Here is a 19,848-nt window from a genome sequence, read left to right as displayed (position 1 = left end):
CTGCTCTCTACTCTACTGGTTTAAACTTCACAGACTGGCCGCTGACGCCACCGTTTTTGCGACACCCTCCCACGGGGACGGACGTTATTCGTGTCCATTCGTGGTCCTTATGGGGGTCTCAGCGGCTTTGTGGCTTGGTATGAGCACCCTCAAACACTCATACCAAGCCACGGAGTCACAACGGGGCCCGCTACTTGCGCCCGTGTGAGCCCCACTGCCAGGCAACAATCACCATGGCGATAGCCAGGGCGGCGGCAGGGACGATGACGAGCCATTCCATCTAGGTATCCTCCAGTTCTTTGATGCGACGATAGGCACGGTGGTTGACGTACCCGATGATGATGGTGAACACCAACGCGATAACAGAGCCTACGATGGCCATGAGTGGGTGCGCCGTGGCATAGTTTTGCGCCAACCAGGCGATCAAGGAGGCATCCATGGCAACACAGACTGCAAAGACGACCTTGAGCCATCCGATTTCTTCCTTGAGATGATCAGTTCTTGACATGGATGCCATCTACCCTGGTGGTTGCCCCGCACAGCATCCCCAGCGTAACACCCCGGCCACTCGATCGAAACGGATTTCTCGCCGCCAACGCAAATGCGGCTCACAAGCCTCTGCGGCCGGGTATGAGCTATATTGAATATAGGAAAAAGTCAGTGCTCACCGCACCCTCGGCCACGCTCGGAATGTAGGATGTGGTGAGCCGCCGGGCGCGGGACGCGCCCGGCGGCGAACCGCATCGAAAAGGAAACGACGAATCCCGCGCATCCGCACGCATCAATTTTTTCGCGTAGCCCGTAGGGTGGGCTGTGCCCACCGGGTAGGCTGAACACCGCATGTTGGGCACCTGTCTGCGTGCGGGACGCACAGGCAGGTGGGCCATCCAAAGATGCGGTTCGCGCCGCTTCGTGATGCCATCCTGTAAGACCTGCCGCGCTCATCACATCACCAATGCGGTTCGCTGTCTGCCTACCCCCCCTCATGGAGCGATAGATTAGGTCGGCACAGACAGGTATCCCTGGGGCAGTAGGCAGACGCTCACCGCATCCTACGGCTGATTGATTTATTTTATGGGCGGTGGGCGCAGCCCACTACCGACAACGCGCGTTGGCATGACGCCTGCTTGTTTGATAGCTTAGAGATGCGGCGCGCCAGAGCGCCGAATCTGTCTATGGGTCCCGCAACACCCACTGCGTCGATAAGAACACCTGGTACCAGCGAGATCAGCGATGAGCCTTCGTGCCCTCCCTGCAGCGCAGGGACTCTATGACCCTACCCGCGAACACGATGCCTGTGGCGTCGGCTTTGTCTGCAACATCAAGAATCGCAAAAGCCACACCATCATCCGCCAGGGCCTGGAGATTCTGCAACGCCTGACCCATCGTGGTGCGGTGGGGGCCGATCCCAAGGCGGGTGACGGGGCCGGCATCCTGATCCAGCTTCCGGACGCCTTCTTCCGCGCCGTCGTGGACTTCGAACTGCCGCCTGTCGGCCAGTACGGCGTCGGCCATGTCTTTCTGCCCCAGGCCGCGGACAAGCGTCATGAGATGGAGACCCTGGTCGACCGTCATCTGACGGAGGGCGGACACCGGATCCTGGGCTGGCGCGATGTCCCGGTGGACAACCGCGACCTGGGCGAGAGCGTGCTTCCCACGGAGCCCTTTATCCGCCAGGTCTTCGTCGGCCGTCCCGCCGACTGCCCGGACCAGGACGGCTTCGAGCGCCGGCTGTTCACCACCCGCAAGGGCATGAGCAACGCGATCCGCCGGGCCGGCATCGACAAGACCGCCTATTACGTGACCTCCCTGTCTTCGCGCACCATTACCTACAAGGGGATGTTGCTCGCCGACCAGGTGGGTCGCTTTTACCTGGACCTACAGGACGAGCGCTTCGCGTCCGCCCTGGCCCTGGTCCACCAGCGTTTCTCGACCAATACCTTCCCCACCTGGGATCTGGCCCAACCCTTCCGCATGATCTGCCATAACGGGGAGATCAATACCCTGCGCGGCAATGTCAACTGGATGGCGGCGCGCCGGCATACCATGAAGTCCGAGGTCCTGGGCAGCGACCTGGACCGGATCTGGCCCCTGATCGCCGAGGGCCAGTCCGATTCGGCCTGCTTCGACAATGCCCTGGAGTTGCTGGTGATGGGCGGTTACTCCCTGGCCCACGCCATGATGCTCCTGATCCCCGAGGCCTGGGCCGGCAACGACCTGATGGACGAGCAGCGCCGTGCTTTCTACGAATATCACGCCGCCCTCATGGAGCCCTGGGACGGCCCCGCAGCGGTGGCCTTTACGGACGGCCGCCAGATCGGCGCCACCCTGGACCGCAACGGCCTGCGCCCGGCCCGCTATCTGGTCACCAATGACGACCTGGTGATCATGGCCTCCGAGATGGGGGTGCTGGACATCCCCGAAGAGAAGATCGTCAAGAAGTGGCGCCTGCAGCCGGGCAAGATGTTCCTCATCGACCTGGAGCAAGGTCGCATCATCGACGATGCGGAGGTCAAGGCCCAGCTGGCCGGTTCCCAGCCCTACCAGGAGTGGCTGCATAAGACCCAGATTGCCCTGGATACCCTGCCCACGGACGTGGCCCCCATGGCCCCGGACGGGGAGACCTTGCTGCACGCCCAGCAGGCGTTCGGCTACAGCCAGGAGGACATCAAGTTTCTGCTCACCCCCATGGTCCTGACGGGCCAGGAGGCCATCGGGTCCATGGGGGCGGATAACCCGCCCGCGGTGCTTTCCAACCGTGCCAAGCACCTCTCGACCTATTTCAAGCAGAACTTCGCCCAGGTGACCAACCCGGCCATCGACCCGATCCGCGAGGAGCTGGTGATGTCCCTGGTGTCCCTCATCGGCCCGCGACCCAATCTATTGGGGCTGACGGAGGCCGGCCGGCATAGGCGCCTGGAGGTCAAGCAGCCGGTCCTGACCAACGAGGACCTGGAACGGGTCCGCCACATCGAAGACAACACCGGCGGTGCCTTCCGCACCCGGACCCTGGATATGACCTATCCGGCGGATGAGGGCGCCGATGGCATGGCGCCAGCCCTGGAGCGGCTGTGTCAGGAGGCGGAGGATGCGGTGCTCGAGGACTACAATATCCTGATCCTCTCCGACCGCCACATGAACCGGGACTCCATCGCCATCCCGGCCCTGCTGGCGACCTCCGCCGTGCATCATCACCTGATCCGCCAGGGCCTACGGACCAGTTCGGGCCTGGTGGTGGAGACCGGCGCGGCCCTGGAGATCCACCACTTCGCGACCCTGGCCGGCTATGGGGCCGAGGCCATCAATCCCTACCTGGCCTTCGATACCATCAACGAGCTGTTGCCGCGGTTGCCCGAGCGGCTCGCTTTCGAGGCGGCCCAGCAAGGCTACATCAAGGCCGTGGGCAAGGGTCTGCTCAAGGTGATGTCGAAGATGGGGATCTCGACCTATCAGTCCTATTGCGGGGCCCAGATCTTCGACGCAGTGGGTCTTGCCACCCCCTTCGTGGACGCCTACTTCACTGGCACCCATACCCAGGTGGAAGGGGTCGGCCTCGACCAGATCGCCCAGGAGGCGGTACGCTGGCACCAGGCTGGCTATGGCGGCGCCCATATCTACCGCCGGCACCTGGACGTGGGCGGGGACTACGCCTTCCGTCTGCGCGGCGAAGACCATGTCTGGACGCCGGACACCATCGCCAAGCTCCAACACGCTACCCGCGCCGACAATGCCGAGACCTACGCAGAATACGCCCGGCTGGTCAACGAGCAGAGCGAGAAGCTGATGACCTTCCGCGGGCTCATGGACTTCAAGTGGGCGGACCGGTCCCTCCCCCTGGAGGAGGTCGAGCCCGCCACCGAGATCGTCAAACGCTTCGCCACCGGAGCCATGTCCTTCGGGTCCATCTCCTACGAGGCCCACTCCACCCTGGCGCGGGCCATGAATCGGCTCGGCGGCAAGTCCAATACCGGCGAGGGGGGCGAGGAGCCGGAGCGCTTCAATCCGCTCCCGGACGGGTCCCGCAACCCGGAACGCTCCGCGATCAAGCAGGTGGCCTCCGGGCGCTTCGGGGTGACCATCGAGTACCTGGCCAACTCCGATGACATCCAGATCAAGATCGCCCAGGGCGCCAAGCCGGGGGAGGGCGGTCAGCTCCCCGGCCACAAGGTCAACCGGCAGATCGCCCGGGTGCGCCACTCTACCCCCGGCGTGGGCCTGATCTCGCCGCCGCCGCACCACGACATCTACTCTATCGAGGACCTGGCCCAGCTGATCCACGACCTGAAGAACGCCAATCCCCAGGCCCGCATTTCAGTCAAGCTGGTGTCCGAGGTCGGCGTGGGCACGGTGGCCGCCGGGGTCTCCAAGGCCCACGCCGACCATGTGACCATCGCCGGCTACGACGGCGGCACCGGCGCCTCGCCCCTGACCTCCATCAAGCACGCCGGCTCGCCCTGGGAGATCGGCTTGGCCGAGACCCACCAGACCCTGGTGCTGAACCGTCTGCGCGGGCGCATCGCGGTCCAGGTCGATGGGGGCATGCGCACCGGCCGCGACGTGGCCATCGCCCTGCTGCTCGGCGCCGACGAGATCGGTTTCTCCACCGCCCCCCTGATCGTGTCGGGCTGCCTCATGATGCGCAAGTGCCATCTCAACACCTGCCCGGTGGGCTTGGCGACCCAGGACCCGGAGTTGCGCAAGAAGTTCACCGGCAAGCCGGAACATGTGGTCAACTACTTCTTCTTTGTGGCCGAGGAGGTGCGCCGCATCATGGCCAGGCTGGGCTTCCGCACGGCCAACGACATGATCGGGCAGACCGATCGCCTGGCGATGCGCCGCGCTATCGACCACTGGAAGGCCAAGGGCCTGGACTTTACCAAGCTCCTGACCAAGCCCCAGGTCCCCGCGAGCGTCGCGCTCTATAACTGCGAGTCCCAGGACCACGGCCTGGACAAGGCCCTGGACCATGAGCTGATTCGCCAGGCCGAGCCGGCCCTGGAGCGCGGTGAGCCGGTGCGCATCGAGCTCCCGGTCAGGAACTACCACCGCACCTTCGGCACCATGCTCTCGGGCCGGGTGGCCGAACGCTATGGCCTGGACGGACTGCCGGAGGATACTATTTATATCAAGGCCAAGGGCGTCGGCGGCCAGTCCTGGGGCGCCTGGGTCGCCAAGGGCGTCACCATCGAGCTGGAAGGCGAGGCCAACGACTATGTGGGTAAGGGCCTGTCCGGTGGCCGTCTGGTGGTCTACCCGCCCCGGGAATCGGGCATGGCGGGCCGGGCCGAAGACAACATCATCGTCGGCAACACCGTGCTCTACGGGGCCATCAGCGGCGAGTGCTACTTCCGCGGCGTGGCCGGCGAGCGCTTCTGCGTCCGCAACTCTGGCGCCACCGCCGTCATCGAAGGCGTGGGCGACCACGGCTGCGAGTACATGACCGGGGGCGTCATGGTCTGCTTAGGAGCCACCGGCCGCAACTTCGCCGCCGGCATGTCCGGCGGCATCGCCTATGTGCTCGACGAGGAAGGTGGCTTCGCCCGGCGCTGCAACATGGCCATGGTGGAGCTCGAGCCCGTCGTGGCCGAGGACGACGCCCTGGAGGCCCTCCACCAGAGCGGCGACCTGGAGACCATGGGCCGGGTGGACGTGAGCCACGACATGACCCGCTTCGATGCCGTCCGCCTGCGCCAGCTCATCACCAAGCACCTGCACTACACCGCAAGCCCGGTGGCCCGGCGCATCCTGGACGACTGGACCGCCTATCTGCCCCGGTTCGTCAAGGTCATGCCTGTGGACTACCGCCGCGCCCTGACCGAGATGCAGGCCCAACACCGGCGGCCGCCCCGGCTTCCCGCGCGGCAGTCACTAGGATCCTTGGATCCGCATCTCTAACAAATGAGTCGAGTTTGTGCGCTGCATAAAAAACTCACACTCGGGTACGCTGTACTCATTGCTTTTATCCACAGATTACGCAGATTTCCACAGATTGAAAACAGAAATAATCTGCGAGAATCTCCGTAATCTGCGGATAACGAACTTGTGTGCTACACAAAAAATTCACGCCTCGCCGGTCCGAGGCAGAGCATCGTTAGTCGTTTACGCCGCCTGACATCCCATGACCGATCCGCAAAACAACAGCGATGCCTACGACAGCCCCTGGAAAGAGGTACTCGAACATGCCTTCCCCGAGTTCATGGCCTTCTATTTCCCCGCGGCGCACGCCCAGATCGATTGGACACAAGGCCATGAATTCAAGAATACCGAACTGCGCCAGGTGGTGCGTGACGCGGAACTCGGCAAACGTTTTGCCGATACCCTGGTACAAGTTACCCTCAAGGATGGCGAACAACGCTGGATCTACATCCACATCGAGGTCCAGGGGCAACGCGACAGCGACTTTGCCAGGCGCATGTTCACCTATAACTACCGGCTCTTCGACCGCTACGCTCGTCCCATCGCCAGCCTCGCCGTGCTGGCCGATGAGGATGCCGGGTGGCGACCCGACCACTATGGTTTCGAGGTCCTGGGTTGTCGCCATACACTCGAATTTCCCGTTGTCAAACTCATCGACTATGCGGACCGTGCTGAATTACTCGGAGCGAACCCCAACCCCTTCGCCCTGGTTACCGCCGCGCATCTGCGTACCCGTCAGACCAAGAACGATCCCCAAGCCCGCTATCGGGCCAAGTTCAGTCTCGTGCGTTCGCTCTACCGGCAAGGGTGGGACAGGCAACGCGTATTGGACCTTTTCGCGGTCATCGACTGGATGATGCGTCTGCCGAACGTACTCGAGCAACGGCTCTGGCAAGCTATAGAAACCGTCGAAGGAGAAACCGAAATGCGCTACGTCACCAGCGTTGAACGATTGGCCATTCAGAGAGGGATGCAACAAGGCATGCAACAAGGCATGCAACAAGGCCTGGAGCAAGGCCGGCTGGAAGGGAAGATCGAGGGCCTGGAACGCCTGCTTGCCAAACGCTTCGGCCCCCTCGACGAAGCAACCCGCAAGCGCCTCGGTATGGCTACCCTGGAACAACTCGATCGCTGGACTGATCGCATTCTGGAAGCATCCACGGTAGACGCCGTGTTCGAGGAGCATTGAGACTCGTCGATCTGAGGCAAAGCCTCGCCAGGAGCTATCGAGCATGGGTAAACCCACCGGATTCATGGAATACGAGCGGTTGGACCGGGGCTACCAGCCCGCCGCCGATCGCGTCGTCCACTACCGAGAATTCCTCATCCCCCTCGCCGACGCGGACCTGAGCATCCAGGGCGCCCGCTGCATGGACTGCGGCATCCCCTACTGCCATCAAGGCTGTCCGGTGGACAACCTGATCCCCGACTGGAACGACCTGGTCTACCAAGGCGATTGGCAGGCGGCCATCGAGGTCCTGCACTCCACCAACAACTTCCCGGAGTTCACCGGCCGCATCTGCCCCGCCCCCTGCGAAGCCGCCTGCACCCTCAACCTGCACGACACCCCGGTCACCATCAAGACCATCGAATGCGCCATCATCGACAAGGCCTGGGAGCAAGGCTGGATCCAACCCCAGATCGCCCGCTACAAGACCCGCAAGCGGATCGCCGTGGTCGGCTCCGGCCCTGCCGGTCTGGCGGCGGCGCAACAGCTCGCCCGCGCCGGCCATTCCGTCAAGCTCTATGAGCGTCAGGACCGCATCGGTGGGCTGTTGCGCTACGGCATCCCGGATTTCAAGCTCGACAAGCAACTCATCGACCGGCGCATGGCCCAAATGCGCGCCGAGGGCGTGGAGTTTCACACCAATATACACGTCGGCATTGACATCCCAGCCCGGAAGCTGGTGGAGGACTATGACGCGGTGGTACTCGCCGGCGGCTCCGAGCAACCCAGAGATCTGGACATACCGGGCCGTGACCTCCAAGGCGTGCATTTCGCCATGGATTTTCTGCGTTCCAACAGCAAGCGCGTCCAAGGCGTCCATGTCCCGGACGCCGAGTTCATCAGCGCCGAAGGCAAGCAAGTCGTCGTCATCGGCGGCGGCGATACTGGCTCGGACTGCATCGGCACCGCCAACCGCCACGGCGCCAAATCCGTCACCCAACTCGAAATCCTGCCTCGCCCCCCGGAGCAAGAAAACAAGGGACTCACCTGGCCCGACTGGCCCAACAAGCTGCGAACCTCCAGCTCCCAGGAAGAAGGCTGCGAACGCATGTGGTCAGTAGCCACCAAGGCATTTGTCGCCGACGGCAACGGCAAGGTCAAGGCCATCGAATGCATCAAAGTAGACTGGACCAAGGACGACACCGGGACCTGGCGCATGACCGAGGTCCCAGGCTCCGGGTTCTCCCTGGAGGCCGATCTGGTCACCCTCGCCATGGGCTTCCTACACCCTGTACACGAAGGCATGCTCCAAGAGTTAGGCGTCGAGCGCGACGGGCGTGGCAATGTCAAGGGTCCCACCGAAGGCCCCGATGCCTATCACACCTCCATCCCAGGCGTCTTCGCCGCCGGCGACATGCGCCGCGGCCAATCCCTCGTCGTCTGGGCCATCCGCGAAGGCCGCCAATGCGCCCGCGCGGTGGACGAGTGGTTGATGGGGAGGTCGGATTTGGCGGGGTGAATCCCGGTGTTCTCCAGGATGGATGAAGTGGCCTGTGGGCCGCTTTTTCTTGACGGCTACAATACTTTGGTCGAAGGTAATCAGCAGGGTACAGCAATCTCACTGAGAGCCATCCAATGACCATCCATACCGACACTATCAATGAATACGCATACGATGGCGATTTCTACGACTGGACCATCAAGACATCCAAGCTCCTTCGCGAGGGACACATCGGCGAAGTGGATCTGGAACAGGTCGCGGAGGAAATCGAGGATATGGGAAAAAGCGACAAACGCGCCCTCTCCAGCTATCTGAAACTCCTGATGGTTCATCTACTCAAGTGGCATTACCAACCGAAGTACAGGGGCATCAGTTGGAAGCTCTCGATTACCAACGCACGCGACGAAATACAGGACCTGCTGAAGGACAGTCCCAGCCTGAACTCCAAAGTAGAGCAATTGATAACCGATCGATACGCTACCGCGCGTAAGCGTGCAAGTCTGGAGACCGGTCTCGCGCTCGATAGTTTTCCAAACGCTTGCCCTTTTTCGGTCGAACAACTGCTCGACGATGACTATTGGCCGGATTGAGGAAAAAGGGCCAGGTTCAATTTTTGAAAACTCCCCCCCTACCTGCTCGTAAAAGGAAAAAGAAGGTTAATTGAGCCTGGCCCCTTTTTGCCCCATCTCCGCGGGATGACGTTTGGCGTGAAACAGGATAAATTGGTGGATCCAATCAGATAGGCTTGCTCGGTGCGGATGCTATAGTGCGGACCTTCGGACCTTGGGAAAAAAGACACCCACTTTGTTTAGTGGACCAAAGACGACACCGGGCGTTGGCAAATGAGCGAGATTCCGGGCTCCAGGTTCTCCCTGGAGGCCGATCTGGTCACCCTCGCCATGGGTTTTCTACACCCCGTCCAGGCGGGTATGCTCGAAAAGCTGGGCGTCGAGCTCGACGGGCGTGGCAATGTCAAAGGTCCCACTCAAGGCCCCGACGCCTACCGCACCTCCCTCCCTAGCGTATTCGCCGCCGGCGACATGCGCCGTGGCCAATCCCTGGTGGTCTGGGCCATCCGCGAAGGCTGCCAGTGCGCCCGCGCGGTGGACGAGTGGTTGATGGGGAGGTCGGATTTGCCCTGACCGTTCAGTCCCTTAAGGATTTTGGCTCGATTTCGAACCCGATATGACAACCGGTATGCGCAAACAACGGACCGAATACAGCTCCCCTTTGGACGCCCTGGTAGCTATCACCAAGCGTCTGAGCCTGTTTGAAAGCCAACGCTCCATGAGCTCCGAGGAGTTTTTTGACCGCTACAGCAAAGGACAGCTACCCGACGAAGCGGATTTGATCGATTGGGTGAACGACTACCGCCATTACCTGGCCCTAAAAGCGGCATTGGAAAAACAACTTCGTCATGCCGCATGAAGTCCTGACGGCCTATCTCGAACGGATCGAGTCAGCCATAGCTTGTCTGCCTAATGTCTACATCGAGCGCTACGAGGAAGAAATCATCACCCCACTCAGGGCCAACCTGCGGATTCGTATCCGGTTCACTTCAGGCCGATTGCTGGAAGTGAACGAAGCAGTCTGCATCGAAGAAGGACGGTTGCGGCATCTGGACTACCGGTACCACTGTCAGGATGTCTCAGCCAAGTTACTGTTCCGCTATGACAGCACCCCACATTTTCCAGCCCTGACGCAATTTCCTCATCACAAACACCTTCTAAACAAGGTTATCGGCGTCGAAAAACCTGACATCCTGACAATCCTGGAAGAGGCAACGAAGCCGTTTCCAGCGTACAAGTCTTAAATTACCGAAATTACCGTTTTGGAAGGGGAAACAAAATGGGTGTCCTTATTTTGCTTTTATCGAGGAGGTGCTGCGGCGCTGGACGGCACTCTTCACCGGGCCGCTGCTGGTGACGCGGTATCTCTCTGAGTCGCAAGCGAAAATGACCCAGGCGGAGATTGCTAAGGTTGAAGAACTTGCCGAGGTCTACCGGGAACGGTTGCACGATTTGTCCTGGTTCATGCGCACCCTCAACGAGCACATTGCCCGCCGGGCCAATGCCGAGGATGAGGTGAGGGGACGTTTTTGGGAGGGTCACTTCAAGAGCCAGGCATTGCTCGATGAGCAGGCACTGCTGGCGGCGATGGCCTATGTGGATCTCAATCCGGTACGGGTGGGGCTGGCCGAGACGCCGGAGACTTCGGACTACACCTCGATTCAAGAGCGTGTCGGCGGATTGCCGAAGGAAGTTACATCTGAAGCCGGCTTGCAGGAGACCACGACGGTCAATGATCCCGGGGTAACGCTCGATGGGGAGCAATTACGGCCGGAAGCCGAGACGCAAGTCTTACCCCAGGCCCCGCTGATGCCCTTCGATGCCACCGCACAGACCCCCTGGGCAGTACCCTTTGCCTTCGAGGATTACCTGGAACTGGTCGATTGGACGGGCCGGGCGTTACGTGCGGATAAACGTGGGTACATTGATGCGCAAGAACCTAAGATCCTCGCGCGACTAGACATCGATGGGAAGCAGTTTATCGGCTATTCTGAACGTCTTCTCAAGGCGTTCGGAACGGCGGTCGGCGCACCGGCATCGCTTGCGAGTCTCTGCGCCCGGCGTCAGGCCAAATATCTGCGTGGCATCCAGACTGCGCGAGCGGTATTTGTGGCCAAACAGGCGGCGTGATGAGTTGAGCCCTCGAGCCCTCGCTCGGGCACTCGTGGGCAAAAAAGAACACCCATTTTGTTTAGATGTTGGGCTCGCCGGGCGGGCGCGGTAATGTCATAGAGGCCGTCTAAAGACTAAGGCTGGATCGAGGGACGAAACCCGCCAAACCAGGCTTGCCCGTAAAAGCTGGGTTTCGTTCCTCAACCCAGCCTACGGCCTACGGTCCTTTTTTAGACAGCCTCGTAGGTCCCAACCGAAAGGCCCCGATGCCTGTCACACCTCCCTCTCCGGTTCACCGCCGGCGACATGCACCGCGGCCAATCCCTGGTGGTCTGGGCCATCCGCGAAGGCCGCCAATGCGCCCGTGCTGTGGACAATGGTTGGTGGGGAGGTCGGATTTGCCGGGGTGAGTGGTACACTTCCACCAGCAGAGGAGCTTTCCTGCATGGTGGGATTAGTGTGTTAGATCGCATGCGGTCTAACACATGAAGGTCTGCATGCGATCTAAGAAAACTGTTAATCCTTAAGCCCGATTCGATCACGTATCCAGCTTGCCGGGCAATCAGAAATGATGACATTGGAAACAATAGAAACCGAAATTCAAAACTTATCGACCGAAGATCTTTCTGAATTTCGTCGCTGGTTTTTGGCTTTCGACGCAAGTGCATGGGATGCTCAAATTGAAAAAGATGCTGCTGAAGGAAAGCTTGATGCCTTGGCAGAAGAAGCACTGTATGAATACAGATCAGGCAAGGCAACAGAAATTTGAAACACTACGCATCAAGTAAGTTCTGGAGGATGTTTTATAATCTTCCAATAAGCACTCAGAATCTTGCGCGTGAAAATTATGTGTTGCTAAAAGAAAATCCATATCATCCATCGTTACATTTCAAGTCCGTTTGCAAGGGCAAGTATCGAAGCATCCGTATTGGAATTCATTATCGAGGGGAAATGGAATTTGCTGGAGTGAGGAACGGCTTGTGCAAGCTGCATCACGAATCGTTTCAATAGAATCAGCATTCACGAGCTTTGGACGAATGAAACGACGGGATTGCTTGCACTCCTCACATCGCCAAGATACCGTGCAATCTTATGAGACTTACGCTCGACATTCCCGATCCCTTGGTCGGCCATTTAACGGACATCGGAGAGAACCTTTCGCAGGCGGTGCTTGAAGGCTTTGCGGCAGATGCTTACCGGTCCGGCCAGTTGTCTCGCGCGGAGGTCGGCCACCTTCTAGGGCATGACTCCGTGTGGGAGACCGAAGAGTTTTTGTCACGGCATGACGCTTGGCCTTCACCAAGCCTGGACGAAGTGCTGTCGGATCTCAGACACCTGCGCTCCGCCGACATGCCGTGATTGTTGTCAGCGATACGTCTGTTCTTTGTTACTTGGCCATTCTTGATCTTGCCGATATCCTCAAACGCCGATTCGAGCGTGTCAGTATCCCGCGGGAGGTTGTAACCGAAGCGATGTTTCCGCGAGCTCCCGCGCCGCTTCAGGCTTTGCTTCAAAGTCTTCCTGATTGGTTAATCGTCGAATCGGCCCCACCGCTGGATCTTCCTGCCCTCGATCGTCTCGATCGAGGCGAAGCTGCCGCCATTCGCTTGGCGATCCATCAAAGGGCAGACTTTGTTCTAATGGATGAAAGGCTGGGAAGATGCGTCGCCGAACAGGTAGGTTTGCGCGTGGTCGGGACCTTGGGATTGATTGCTGATGCGGCAGAGCGGGAATGGCTCGATTTTGATGTTGCAATCAAACAACTCCTGAGCAAAACCAACTTTCGTGTATCGACCAAGGTTGTTGCCGAGGTGCGACAACGTATCCTGCCGCAACGATAACCCAAGAGTATCACGACCGTTTCCGTATCGGGAGTATTCTGCATTGCGGCTTTCTGTAGCATGGTACGTGGAAGTTGACAAACCACACCTCTATCCCCGGCGTATTCGCCGCCGGCGACATGCGCCGCGGCCAATCCCTGGTCGTCTGGGCCATCCGCGAAGGCCGCCAGTGCGCCCGTGCGGTGGACGAGTGGTTGATGGGGAGGTCGGATTTGCCCTAACCGTTCAGCTCCCCTTTGGATCTTGGCTCAATGCGAGCATGACTCTTTGATTTTTTGTTTTTGAGATGCAAGATACCGGAAGGGGGCTGAACGGTTATCACGGATGAGGGATAGGAGTCGTTGCGCTGCCTATCCGCAGTGCGAAGGGTTGATATAATAGCCCGATCAAGCACCCAGACCCCTTAGAAAGGCAACTTAAAAATGACGTATAAAGGGGAGATCATAGGTGCGATCATAGTGGGCATCTCCGCAATAGTAGCAGCGTTTATTGGGGGTGTTATCAATAATCCCGGAGAGGGTTCCTCTTACCCATGGGATGTTGAGGAAGAGGCTCGTAAGGCCGAGAAGCACAAAGCCGCAGTGGAAGCTGCTACCCACAGAGCTGAGAAACGCAAAGCCGCAGCGGAGGTTGCTGCCCGTAAGGCTGAGAAACGCAAAGCTGCAGCGGAGGCTGCTGCCCGCAGGGCCAAGGAGCGCCAAGCCGTAGCGGAGGCTGCTGCCCGTAAGGCCGAGGAGCGCCAAGCCGCAGCGGAGGTTACTGTCCGTAAGGCTGAGGAACGCAAAGCTGAAGCGGGGGCTGCTGCCCGCAGGGCCAAGGAGCGCCAAGCCGTAGCGGAGGTTGTTGCCCGTAAGGCCGAGGAACGCCAAGCTGAAGCGGAGGCTGCTGCCCACAAGGCTGAGAAACGCCAAGCTGAAGCGGAGGCTGCTGCTGGCAGGGCCGAGGAACACAAAGCCGTGTCTGGCTCTGACTTTAATTTTAGGTGGCACATAGAAGAAAAAGAAATGGAAAGAATACTAGAAGAAAAGAAATGAAATGGAAGAAAGAAATAATGGATGAACAGAGACAGTAACAATTATAAGGGCACCTTGAAAAAAAGGTGTTTTCGCCAACCAAGCGACTCTAAGCTATTGATTATCCAAGCGTGCCACAGACGAAAATCGTATTTTTCAAGGTGCCCATAAGTTGGAGATGGTAATGAATATTACTCAGAATTGGCGGTTTTATAGGGTTATTTTTGTTGTTGGAACCCTATGTATACAAGGTTGTGCTACAGAGCCGCGCTATACGGTAGCTGTACTGCACCCACAGGAATCCGAAATATGCGTGGATCAGGCCAGGAACTTAAAGCAGGCTTGCATCGAGGGTCGAAAAGAGACAGTAGATGAGTGTAAGCTAAGGGAACGAACAGCTTATCAGCAAAGCCTTCCAAACTATAATCGGGCGCTACGGGTAGCACAGAATGATTACAATAAATGCCTAAACTCTTGTGAGAAACAAAGAAGAAAAACAGATTATTATAATATGTATGGGCTTAATTGCTACAGTCGTTGTTATAGTTTAAGAGAGTATATTGATGAGATAAAATCACAAAAACCTTCTCCTAGAGAAGGAGAGTGTGAAATCTACTACGGTATTTGTGAATCTAAATATAATAGCATTTTCAAGAAGTGTGGAGGTTACAAGATTGAATTTTGCGTCGATAACTGTGACGAAGCTCCATATTTGGTTCGATGTCAAGAAGGAAAATGCCCTCCCGAACAATTAAAAATATATCGCTTTAGTATCATTTCTTCATTGAAGAAAGCCAAGAAGGCAAAATAGGGGACAGCACGTAGATCCTATGAAGGCCCGCAGAGTATAAAAAGGAAGTATAAAAAGGACACCCACTTGATATTTCAGGGACAGACCACGTTTAATGTCAAAACCGACGCAAATGTAGCCTAACACAACACTAAACCTGACCACGAAAAGTGCTGATACGCTTTGGGCCGCAGGTTAGGTTGATGTTAGTGCAACAAAGCAGGCCATGAGAACATGAGTAATATTGAATATCCTTTTGAAATGAGGCCATTTCTGAACAGGAAGGTGGCGGCTGGCTAATTATTTTTCCTGATTTACCAGGTTGTATGTCTGATGGAGAAACACCAGAGGAAACAATAAGGAATGGGCAAGATACTTTAGCCTGTTGGATTCAGGCGTGCAAAGAAGCAGGTAGAGAAATTTCATGTCCAGGCGAATCAACAATCCGAAAAAGTTTCTTGAAGGGTCCCCGAAAAAAATTGCGATTCCATCGGTAGTGTTGTATGAATTAGAATATGGAATTGCAAAATAAACATGAAGAATAAGGTGAAGCAAAGTGCCGGCATGATCGCCGGTCTCATCCTCGGCGCCTTTGCCGTGGGTGGCGTTAGCCTGGTAGCCGTTACCCACGCCCTGACGGTGGAGCGCATCGCCGCTAACGAGCGGGCGGCCACCCTGCGCAAGGTAGCGGCTATCATCCCTGCCGAGCAGATGGACAATGATCCGCTGCAGGACCGCATCGAGGTCAGCGCCCCGGATCTGCTGGGCGGTCCAATCAGCCGCGTCTACCGCATCCGCGGGGGCGGTAAGCCGCTGGCGGTGGTGCTGGATCCGGTCATCCCCAACGGCTACATGGGGCCCATCAAGCTGCTGATCTCCGTCCTGGCGGACGGCACTCTGGGGGGAGTGCGTGTGCTTGCGCACAAGGAAACCCCCGGACTCGGTGACAAGATCGAGCTGGCCAAGTCGGACTGGATATTGGGTTTCACCGGCAAGTCTTTGAACAACCCGCCGGAAGCCCAGTGGAGGGTGAAGCGTGACGGCGGCGTGTTCGACCAGTTTACAGGCGCCACCGTCACCCCGCGGTCCATCGTCCGGGCGGTCAAGGACACCCTGCGCTTCGTCGAGCAACGGGGCGCATCGCTTTACGACCGGCCCGCGGTGGCAACCCCGCAGGCAACGGGAGAATCCTGATGTCCGTCACATCCTATCGAGAAATCGCCGCCGACGGCCTGTGGCGCAACAATCAGGCCCTGGTGGCCCTGCTGGGGCTATGCCCGCTGCTGGCGACCACCACGACGGCGACCAATGGGCTCGGTATGGGGCTGGCAACCACTACGGTGCTGGTCTTATCCAACCTCACCATCTCCCTGATCCGTAACCTGGTGCGCCCGGAGATCCGGCTCCCGGTGTTCATGCTGGTGATCGCCTCCGTGGTCACCGTGGTCGAGCTCTGGATGCAGGCCTATTTCCACGCGCTCCATCAGGTGCTCGGGCTGTTCATCCCACTGATCGTCACCAACTGCGCTATCATCGGCCGCGCCGAGGCATTCGCCTCGAAGAATCCGTTGGATCGCGCCCTGGTGGATGGTTTGAGCATGGGCATCGGCTTTACCCTGGTGTTGACGACCCTGGGTGGTCTGCGCGAGCTCGTCGGGCAAGGCACCCTCTTCCACCAGGCCCACCTACTGTTGGGCGATGCCGCTCAGGGGCTCGGGCTGAATCTGGGACCGGATTTCCAAGGGGCCCTGTTCGCCATCCTGCCCCCAGGGGCCTTTATCGGACTTGGTCTATTAGTCGCCGTGAAGAACGGCCTCGATAAACGCGCTATGCGGCGCTTGCCTGGCGGCGGACAGGTCGGGGTCGTCCGAGTACAAACGCCGCTTAAATCACCGGCTACCGAATCGCCGGTTTCCGTTCGATGACCAAGGCAGGTCGTCTGTCTACTCCAAACCCACCGGGCGGCCTGTTGGGCCGCCACACGCCCCCCAGGCACCACTGCTGGTGGTTCTGGCCGGACGAGTGGGATTGGAAGAACCACGGATTCACACGGATGGACACTGATCCGTGTTTATCCGTGTCCATCCGTGGTTCTTTTTTGGGGGAGTCCGGTCTCCCCGGTGGGCACAGCCCACCCTACGTCCACGGCTCCAGCCTCAGGCGGGAATACCACCCATCCGAGCGATGATCGCCGATCCATAAGCCGATCCATAGGTTGCCGCTGGTTGTCTGGCTGGCGTGACTGGAACGCTTAGGTATCTCTTCCTGATCTGGGTCCAGCCTGCATTTGTCGCGCCCCCGCCGGTGGTCAGCACCGATCTCGGCGGGGGGGCGCCCAGCATGTGCAGGCGGCGATAGCCGGCTGCCTCGATGCGGGCGATGCCCTCGAGTAGCCCTTGGAAAAAGCGTCCATCGTCTGCGGGTCGCGGGCTCAGCCGTGGCTGGAGCGTGCCATCGTTGATGGGAAAGCGTTCGCCGGGGGCCGGCAACGGATAGTAGTCGAGTCCCGTGGGTAGATCCGGATCGAGGGTTGCGCTCAGCCGTCGGATTTCCCCGTCGTCGAAGTAACGTCGCAGCACCGCCCCACCGCTGTTGGATGCCCCGCCGATCAACCAGTGGGCGCCGAACCTGTGGCTGTAGATGCCGTATTGGGGCGCGGTGATTGATTCCCGTCCGATGATTTTGAGTACCAAAGTGCTGCCGAGGCAGGTAACGGCGTCGCCGGGCCTTACCGCCCCGGTGGCAACCACCACGGCGGTGCTGTCGGTGGTGCCGGCCAACACCAGGGTGTGCTCCGGCAGTCCCGTCGTCCGCGCCGCCGTGGCGCTCACCTGGCCCAGCCCGGTTCCCGGCGCCACCGCCCGCGGTAGTCCGACCGGCGCCAGCTCGAGGCGCGATAGCCACTGGGGCCAAGCCGCCGTCCGTGGGTCGAGGCCGAGCTTGAGGCAATTGTTCCAGTCGCTGACCCCGTAACGGCCGGTGAGGTAGCCGAGGAGCCAGTCCGCCTGGTGCAGGGCGAGGGTCCCAGGACCCGGGCGCAGCCGGCGCTTGAGAAACAACAGCTTGGCGAGACTGGAGCCGGCGCCGTGGACGGGGCTCAGCCGTGGCGCGACTTGCTCGATGCGCTCCGCCTCCGTCAGGCCACGACTGTCGTTGTACATGAGCGCCGGTCCCAGGGGTGTCCCCTCCGGATCACAAAGGAGTAGGGTAGCGGAGGTCCCGTCCAGGCACAGGGCTTGGGGAGCATAGGAGACCAATTGGCTGGTCAGCCCGCGCAGGACGCGGATGAGGGCCTCCTGCCACAGCCAGGGGTCCTGTTCGACCCCCCCGGCAGCGTCCCGCACGGGCTCCGACAGATCGGTCCGGTCCTCGGCGACGATGTTGCGCGCCTGGTCGATCGCCACCGCGCGGCAGCCGGAGGTGCCCAGATCGACGCCGATGTAACAGGGTCGGACCACGACTAATACAGCAGTACCGATAACATCAGTTTGATTCTGCCATCGGGAATTCTTTTTTTGCCGCAAATGAACGCCAATCAACGCAAATCAGTCGAGATCGGTTTGCCGTCATCAAGGGTTCTCGGTCCATTGACGTTGATTTGCGGCCATTTGCGTTTATTTGCGGACAGATTTTCCGTGGGGATCCTGCCGGCTCAATGTTGTGGGTAGTTGAGAGTATCTGTACTGGTCAGGCATCAGGGCAGCGAGACGGGGGAGGGCGGCTGCCAACCCGGCGCTCGGTGCTCGGCCACGACCGTGGTGTGGATACCCCCGCGCACGTTGAAGGCGGCGGTCAGGCGCATGAACCTGGGGTGCAGCACGGCGACCAAATCGCCTAGGATGCGATTGGTAACCGCCTCGTGAAAGGCCTCCTCATCGCGGTAGGACCAGACGTACAGCTTCAGGGACTTGAGCTCCACGCACAACTGGTCCGGGACGTACTCCAGGGTCAGCTCGGCGAAATCCGGCTGCCCGGTCTTGGGGCAAAGGCAAGTGAACTCCGGCACCCGGATGCGGATGCTGTAGTCACGTTCGGGCTCCGGATTGGGGAAGGTCTCAAGCGTTCGTTGGGGGGTACTCGGCATAGCAATCCTGAATGATTTGGCGCTGTTTGGGGGAAAGATCCCTCCTGCGTCGGGACAGGGTTTGACGTGTTGCGTTCGACGCATAAAGGTTTGTCGATCAACTTCGGTATCCGTGCCGGCGTCTTAACGCAACCTACACTCTAACCAAACAGCTTCTCAAAACCCCTCAGTAGAGGTGAATAGACCTACCCGCAGGTCTTGGGCCAGGTAGATCAGGCGTCCATCCACCTCGACCCTGCCGTCGCCGATACCCAGCACCAGCCTGCGGGAGATCACGCGCTTCATGTCGATGTGGTAGACCACCTTGGAGGCGGACGGCAGCACTTGACCTGTGAATTTGACCTCACCCACACCCAGGGCCCGGCCGTGGCCGGGGTTGCCGATCCAGGCCAGGTAAAAGCCTACCAGTTGCCACAGGGCGTCCAGACCGAGGCAGCCGGGCATGACCGGGTCACCGGGGAAGTGGCACGCGAAGAACCAGAGATCCGGCCGGATATCCAACTCGGCCAGGATCTCGCCCTTGCCATGGGCGCCACCGAAATCCGCGATGCGCAAGATGCGGTCCATCATAAGCATGTTCGGGATCGGCAGTTGGGCATTGCCCGGCCCGAACATGGCACCCTGACCGCACCGGATCAGCTGGTCTTTGGTAAAGGATTCCTCTTTGCTCATTGTATCTACCGGTCACATTTGTGACGTGCACAAACTTCGCACTCGTTCCCACGCAGCGCGTCACTGCCATTAAGTTAGTGTCAACGGCCTCAGTAGCAGAGCTTACGTCGGCGCCGATAGAAATCGAGTAAGCCTCTGGCGGAGGTGTTGCGACGCGGGGGGTTGCGGTCTTGGCGCTGAGA

At 59.4% G+C, this 19,848-nt stretch carries 20 protein-coding genes and 1 pseudogene; 17 read left to right on the top strand and 4 right to left on the bottom strand.

Annotation, left to right across the window (positions count from 1 at the left end):
- Positions 1-280 precede the first annotated feature (280 nt).
- Positions 281-508, bottom strand: coding sequence for a hypothetical protein (locus tag BQ17_RS20815; protein WP_141699278.1), 228 nt, complete (start codon positions 506-508; stop codon positions 281-283).
- A gap of 725 nt (positions 509-1,233) precedes the next feature.
- Between BQ17_RS20815 and gltB the strand changes: the two genes are divergently transcribed.
- The 17 genes and pseudogenes from gltB (at position 1,234) to BQ17_RS13725 (ending at position 16,835) form a co-directional block, all read left to right on the top strand.
- Entirely contained in the window at positions 1,234-5,895 is a 4,662-nt protein-coding gene (gene gltB / locus BQ17_RS13800; RefSeq protein ID WP_089728002.1) for a glutamate synthase large subunit, read from the top strand.
- Positions 5,896-6,118: 223 nt separating this feature from the next.
- Positions 6,119-7,105: an Rpn family recombination-promoting nuclease/putative transposase gene (locus BQ17_RS13795; RefSeq protein WP_089728000.1), complete on the top strand. Its 987-nt coding sequence runs from the start codon at positions 6,119-6,121 to the stop codon at positions 7,103-7,105.
- A gap of 43 nt (positions 7,106-7,148) precedes the next feature.
- On the top strand, positions 7,149-8,603 hold the full coding sequence (locus BQ17_RS13790) for a glutamate synthase subunit beta (RefSeq protein ID WP_089727998.1): 1,455 nt from the start codon (positions 7,149-7,151) through the stop codon (positions 8,601-8,603).
- Between the two features lie 116 nt (positions 8,604-8,719).
- Positions 8,720-9,175, top strand: coding sequence for a DUF29 domain-containing protein (locus tag BQ17_RS13785; protein WP_089727997.1), 456 nt, complete (start codon positions 8,720-8,722; stop codon positions 9,173-9,175).
- A 222-nt stretch (positions 9,176-9,397) separates the two neighbouring features.
- Positions 9,398-9,727, top strand: a pseudogene (locus tag BQ17_RS13780) (FAD-dependent oxidoreductase); the annotation flags it as partial.
- Between the two features lie 43 nt (positions 9,728-9,770).
- Positions 9,771-10,013, top strand: coding sequence for an antitoxin TumA (gene tumA, locus BQ17_RS13775; RefSeq protein WP_218068271.1), 243 nt, complete (start codon positions 9,771-9,773; stop codon positions 10,011-10,013).
- Complete coding sequence (tumE, locus tag BQ17_RS13770) at positions 10,003-10,398, top strand: toxin TumE (RefSeq protein WP_089727995.1); 396 nt, start codon at positions 10,003-10,005, stop codon at positions 10,396-10,398. Before tumA ends, tumE begins: the two co-directional genes overlap by 11 nt.
- Positions 10,399-10,465: 67 nt before the next feature.
- The gene (locus tag BQ17_RS13765; protein WP_089727994.1) at positions 10,466-11,284 is read left to right on the top strand and encodes a hypothetical protein; all 819 of its coding nucleotides are present in this window, start codon (positions 10,466-10,468) and stop codon (positions 11,282-11,284) included.
- 550 nt (positions 11,285-11,834) lie between these two features.
- A complete protein-coding gene (locus BQ17_RS13755) occupies positions 11,835-12,035 on the top strand; it encodes a hypothetical protein (RefSeq protein WP_089727992.1) in 201 nt (66 codons plus the stop codon).
- A gap of 323 nt (positions 12,036-12,358) precedes the next feature.
- Positions 12,359-12,625: a UPF0175 family protein gene (locus BQ17_RS13750; RefSeq protein ID WP_089727990.1), complete on the top strand. Its 267-nt coding sequence runs from the start codon at positions 12,359-12,361 to the stop codon at positions 12,623-12,625.
- On the top strand, positions 12,622-13,107 hold the full coding sequence (locus tag BQ17_RS13745) for a PIN domain-containing protein (RefSeq protein WP_089727988.1): 486 nt from the start codon (positions 12,622-12,624) through the stop codon (positions 13,105-13,107). Before BQ17_RS13750 ends, BQ17_RS13745 begins: the two co-directional genes overlap by 4 nt.
- A gap of 74 nt (positions 13,108-13,181) precedes the next feature.
- On the top strand, positions 13,182-13,328 hold the full coding sequence (locus BQ17_RS21930) for a hypothetical protein (RefSeq protein WP_176722427.1): 147 nt from the start codon (positions 13,182-13,184) through the stop codon (positions 13,326-13,328).
- Positions 13,329-13,529: 201 nt separating this feature from the next.
- The gene (locus BQ17_RS13740) at positions 13,530-14,141 is read left to right on the top strand and encodes a hypothetical protein (protein WP_089727985.1); all 612 of its coding nucleotides are present in this window, start codon (positions 13,530-13,532) and stop codon (positions 14,139-14,141) included.
- Between the two features lie 163 nt (positions 14,142-14,304).
- Positions 14,305-14,931, top strand: coding sequence for an Aq_678 family protein (locus tag BQ17_RS20810; protein ID WP_141699276.1), 627 nt, complete (start codon positions 14,305-14,307; stop codon positions 14,929-14,931).
- Between the two features lie 305 nt (positions 14,932-15,236).
- On the top strand, positions 15,237-15,407 hold the full coding sequence (locus BQ17_RS13735) for a type II toxin-antitoxin system HicB family antitoxin (protein ID WP_256091607.1): 171 nt from the start codon (positions 15,237-15,239) through the stop codon (positions 15,405-15,407).
- Between the two features lie 37 nt (positions 15,408-15,444).
- Entirely contained in the window at positions 15,445-16,104 is a 660-nt protein-coding gene (gene rsxG, locus BQ17_RS13730; protein WP_176722428.1) for an electron transport complex subunit RsxG, read from the top strand.
- Complete coding sequence (locus BQ17_RS13725; protein ID WP_089727983.1) at positions 16,104-16,835, top strand: electron transport complex subunit E; 732 nt, start codon at positions 16,104-16,106, stop codon at positions 16,833-16,835. The genes rsxG and BQ17_RS13725 overlap by 1 nt, the downstream gene beginning before the upstream one ends.
- Before the next feature lie 231 nt (positions 16,836-17,066).
- Here BQ17_RS13725 and BQ17_RS13720 read toward each other — a convergent pair whose 3' ends face one another.
- The 3 genes from BQ17_RS13720 to fabA all read right to left on the bottom strand — a co-directional run bounded on the left by BQ17_RS13720 (position 17,067) and on the right by fabA (position 19,666).
- A complete protein-coding gene (locus BQ17_RS13720) occupies positions 17,067-18,368 on the bottom strand; it encodes an FGGY-family carbohydrate kinase (protein WP_089727981.1) in 1,302 nt (433 codons plus the stop codon).
- A 236-nt stretch (positions 18,369-18,604) separates the two neighbouring features.
- Positions 18,605-18,994 (bottom strand): preQ(1) synthase, encoded by a 390-nt coding sequence (queF, locus tag BQ17_RS13715; protein WP_089727979.1) that lies wholly within the window; start codon positions 18,992-18,994, stop codon positions 18,605-18,607.
- A gap of 156 nt (positions 18,995-19,150) precedes the next feature.
- A complete protein-coding gene (gene fabA / locus BQ17_RS13710; RefSeq protein WP_089727976.1) occupies positions 19,151-19,666 on the bottom strand; it encodes a 3-hydroxyacyl-[acyl-carrier-protein] dehydratase FabA in 516 nt (171 codons plus the stop codon).
- Between the last annotated feature and the right edge of the window lie 182 nt (positions 19,667-19,848).

Source organism: Candidatus Thiosymbion oneisti (genome assembly GCF_900092655.1).
Classification (GTDB): Bacteria; Pseudomonadota; Gammaproteobacteria; order Chromatiales; family Chromatiaceae; genus Thiosymbion; species Thiosymbion oneisti.
Note: the sequence above shows the minus strand (reverse complement) of the source record. Positions and strands in the feature narration are given on the sequence as shown.

Coding starts and splice junctions, on each gene's coding strand:
- BQ17_RS13755 (WP_089727992.1), top strand. CDS start 11,835: ATGATGACATTGGAAACAATAGAAACCGAAATTCAAAACTTATCGACC.
- BQ17_RS13725 (WP_089727983.1), top strand. CDS start 16,104: ATGTCCGTCACATCCTATCGAGAAATCGCCGCCGACGGCCTGTGGCGC.
- BQ17_RS20810 (WP_141699276.1), top strand. CDS start 14,305: ATGAATATTACTCAGAATTGGCGGTTTTATAGGGTTATTTTTGTTGTT.
- gltB (WP_089728002.1), top strand. CDS start 1,234: ATGAGCCTTCGTGCCCTCCCTGCAGCGCAGGGACTCTATGACCCTACC.
- BQ17_RS20815 (WP_141699278.1), bottom strand. CDS start 508: ATGTCAAGAACTGATCATCTCAAGGAAGAAATCGGATGGCTCAAGGTC.
- BQ17_RS13735 (WP_256091607.1), top strand. CDS start 15,237: ATGTCTGATGGAGAAACACCAGAGGAAACAATAAGGAATGGGCAAGAT.
- BQ17_RS13750 (WP_089727990.1), top strand. CDS start 12,359: ATGAGACTTACGCTCGACATTCCCGATCCCTTGGTCGGCCATTTAACG.
- BQ17_RS13785 (WP_089727997.1), top strand. CDS start 8,720: ATGACCATCCATACCGACACTATCAATGAATACGCATACGATGGCGAT.
- BQ17_RS13740 (WP_089727985.1), top strand. CDS start 13,530: ATGACGTATAAAGGGGAGATCATAGGTGCGATCATAGTGGGCATCTCC.
- rsxG (WP_176722428.1), top strand. CDS start 15,445: ATGAAGAATAAGGTGAAGCAAAGTGCCGGCATGATCGCCGGTCTCATC.
- tumE (WP_089727995.1), top strand. CDS start 10,003: ATGCCGCATGAAGTCCTGACGGCCTATCTCGAACGGATCGAGTCAGCC.
- BQ17_RS13790 (WP_089727998.1), top strand. CDS start 7,149: ATGGGTAAACCCACCGGATTCATGGAATACGAGCGGTTGGACCGGGGC.
- tumA (WP_218068271.1), top strand. CDS start 9,771: ATGACAACCGGTATGCGCAAACAACGGACCGAATACAGCTCCCCTTTG.
- BQ17_RS13795 (WP_089728000.1), top strand. CDS start 6,119: ATGACCGATCCGCAAAACAACAGCGATGCCTACGACAGCCCCTGGAAA.
- queF (WP_089727979.1), bottom strand. CDS start 18,994: ATGCCGAGTACCCCCCAACGAACGCTTGAGACCTTCCCCAATCCGGAG.
- fabA (WP_089727976.1), bottom strand. CDS start 19,666: ATGAGCAAAGAGGAATCCTTTACCAAAGACCAGCTGATCCGGTGCGGT.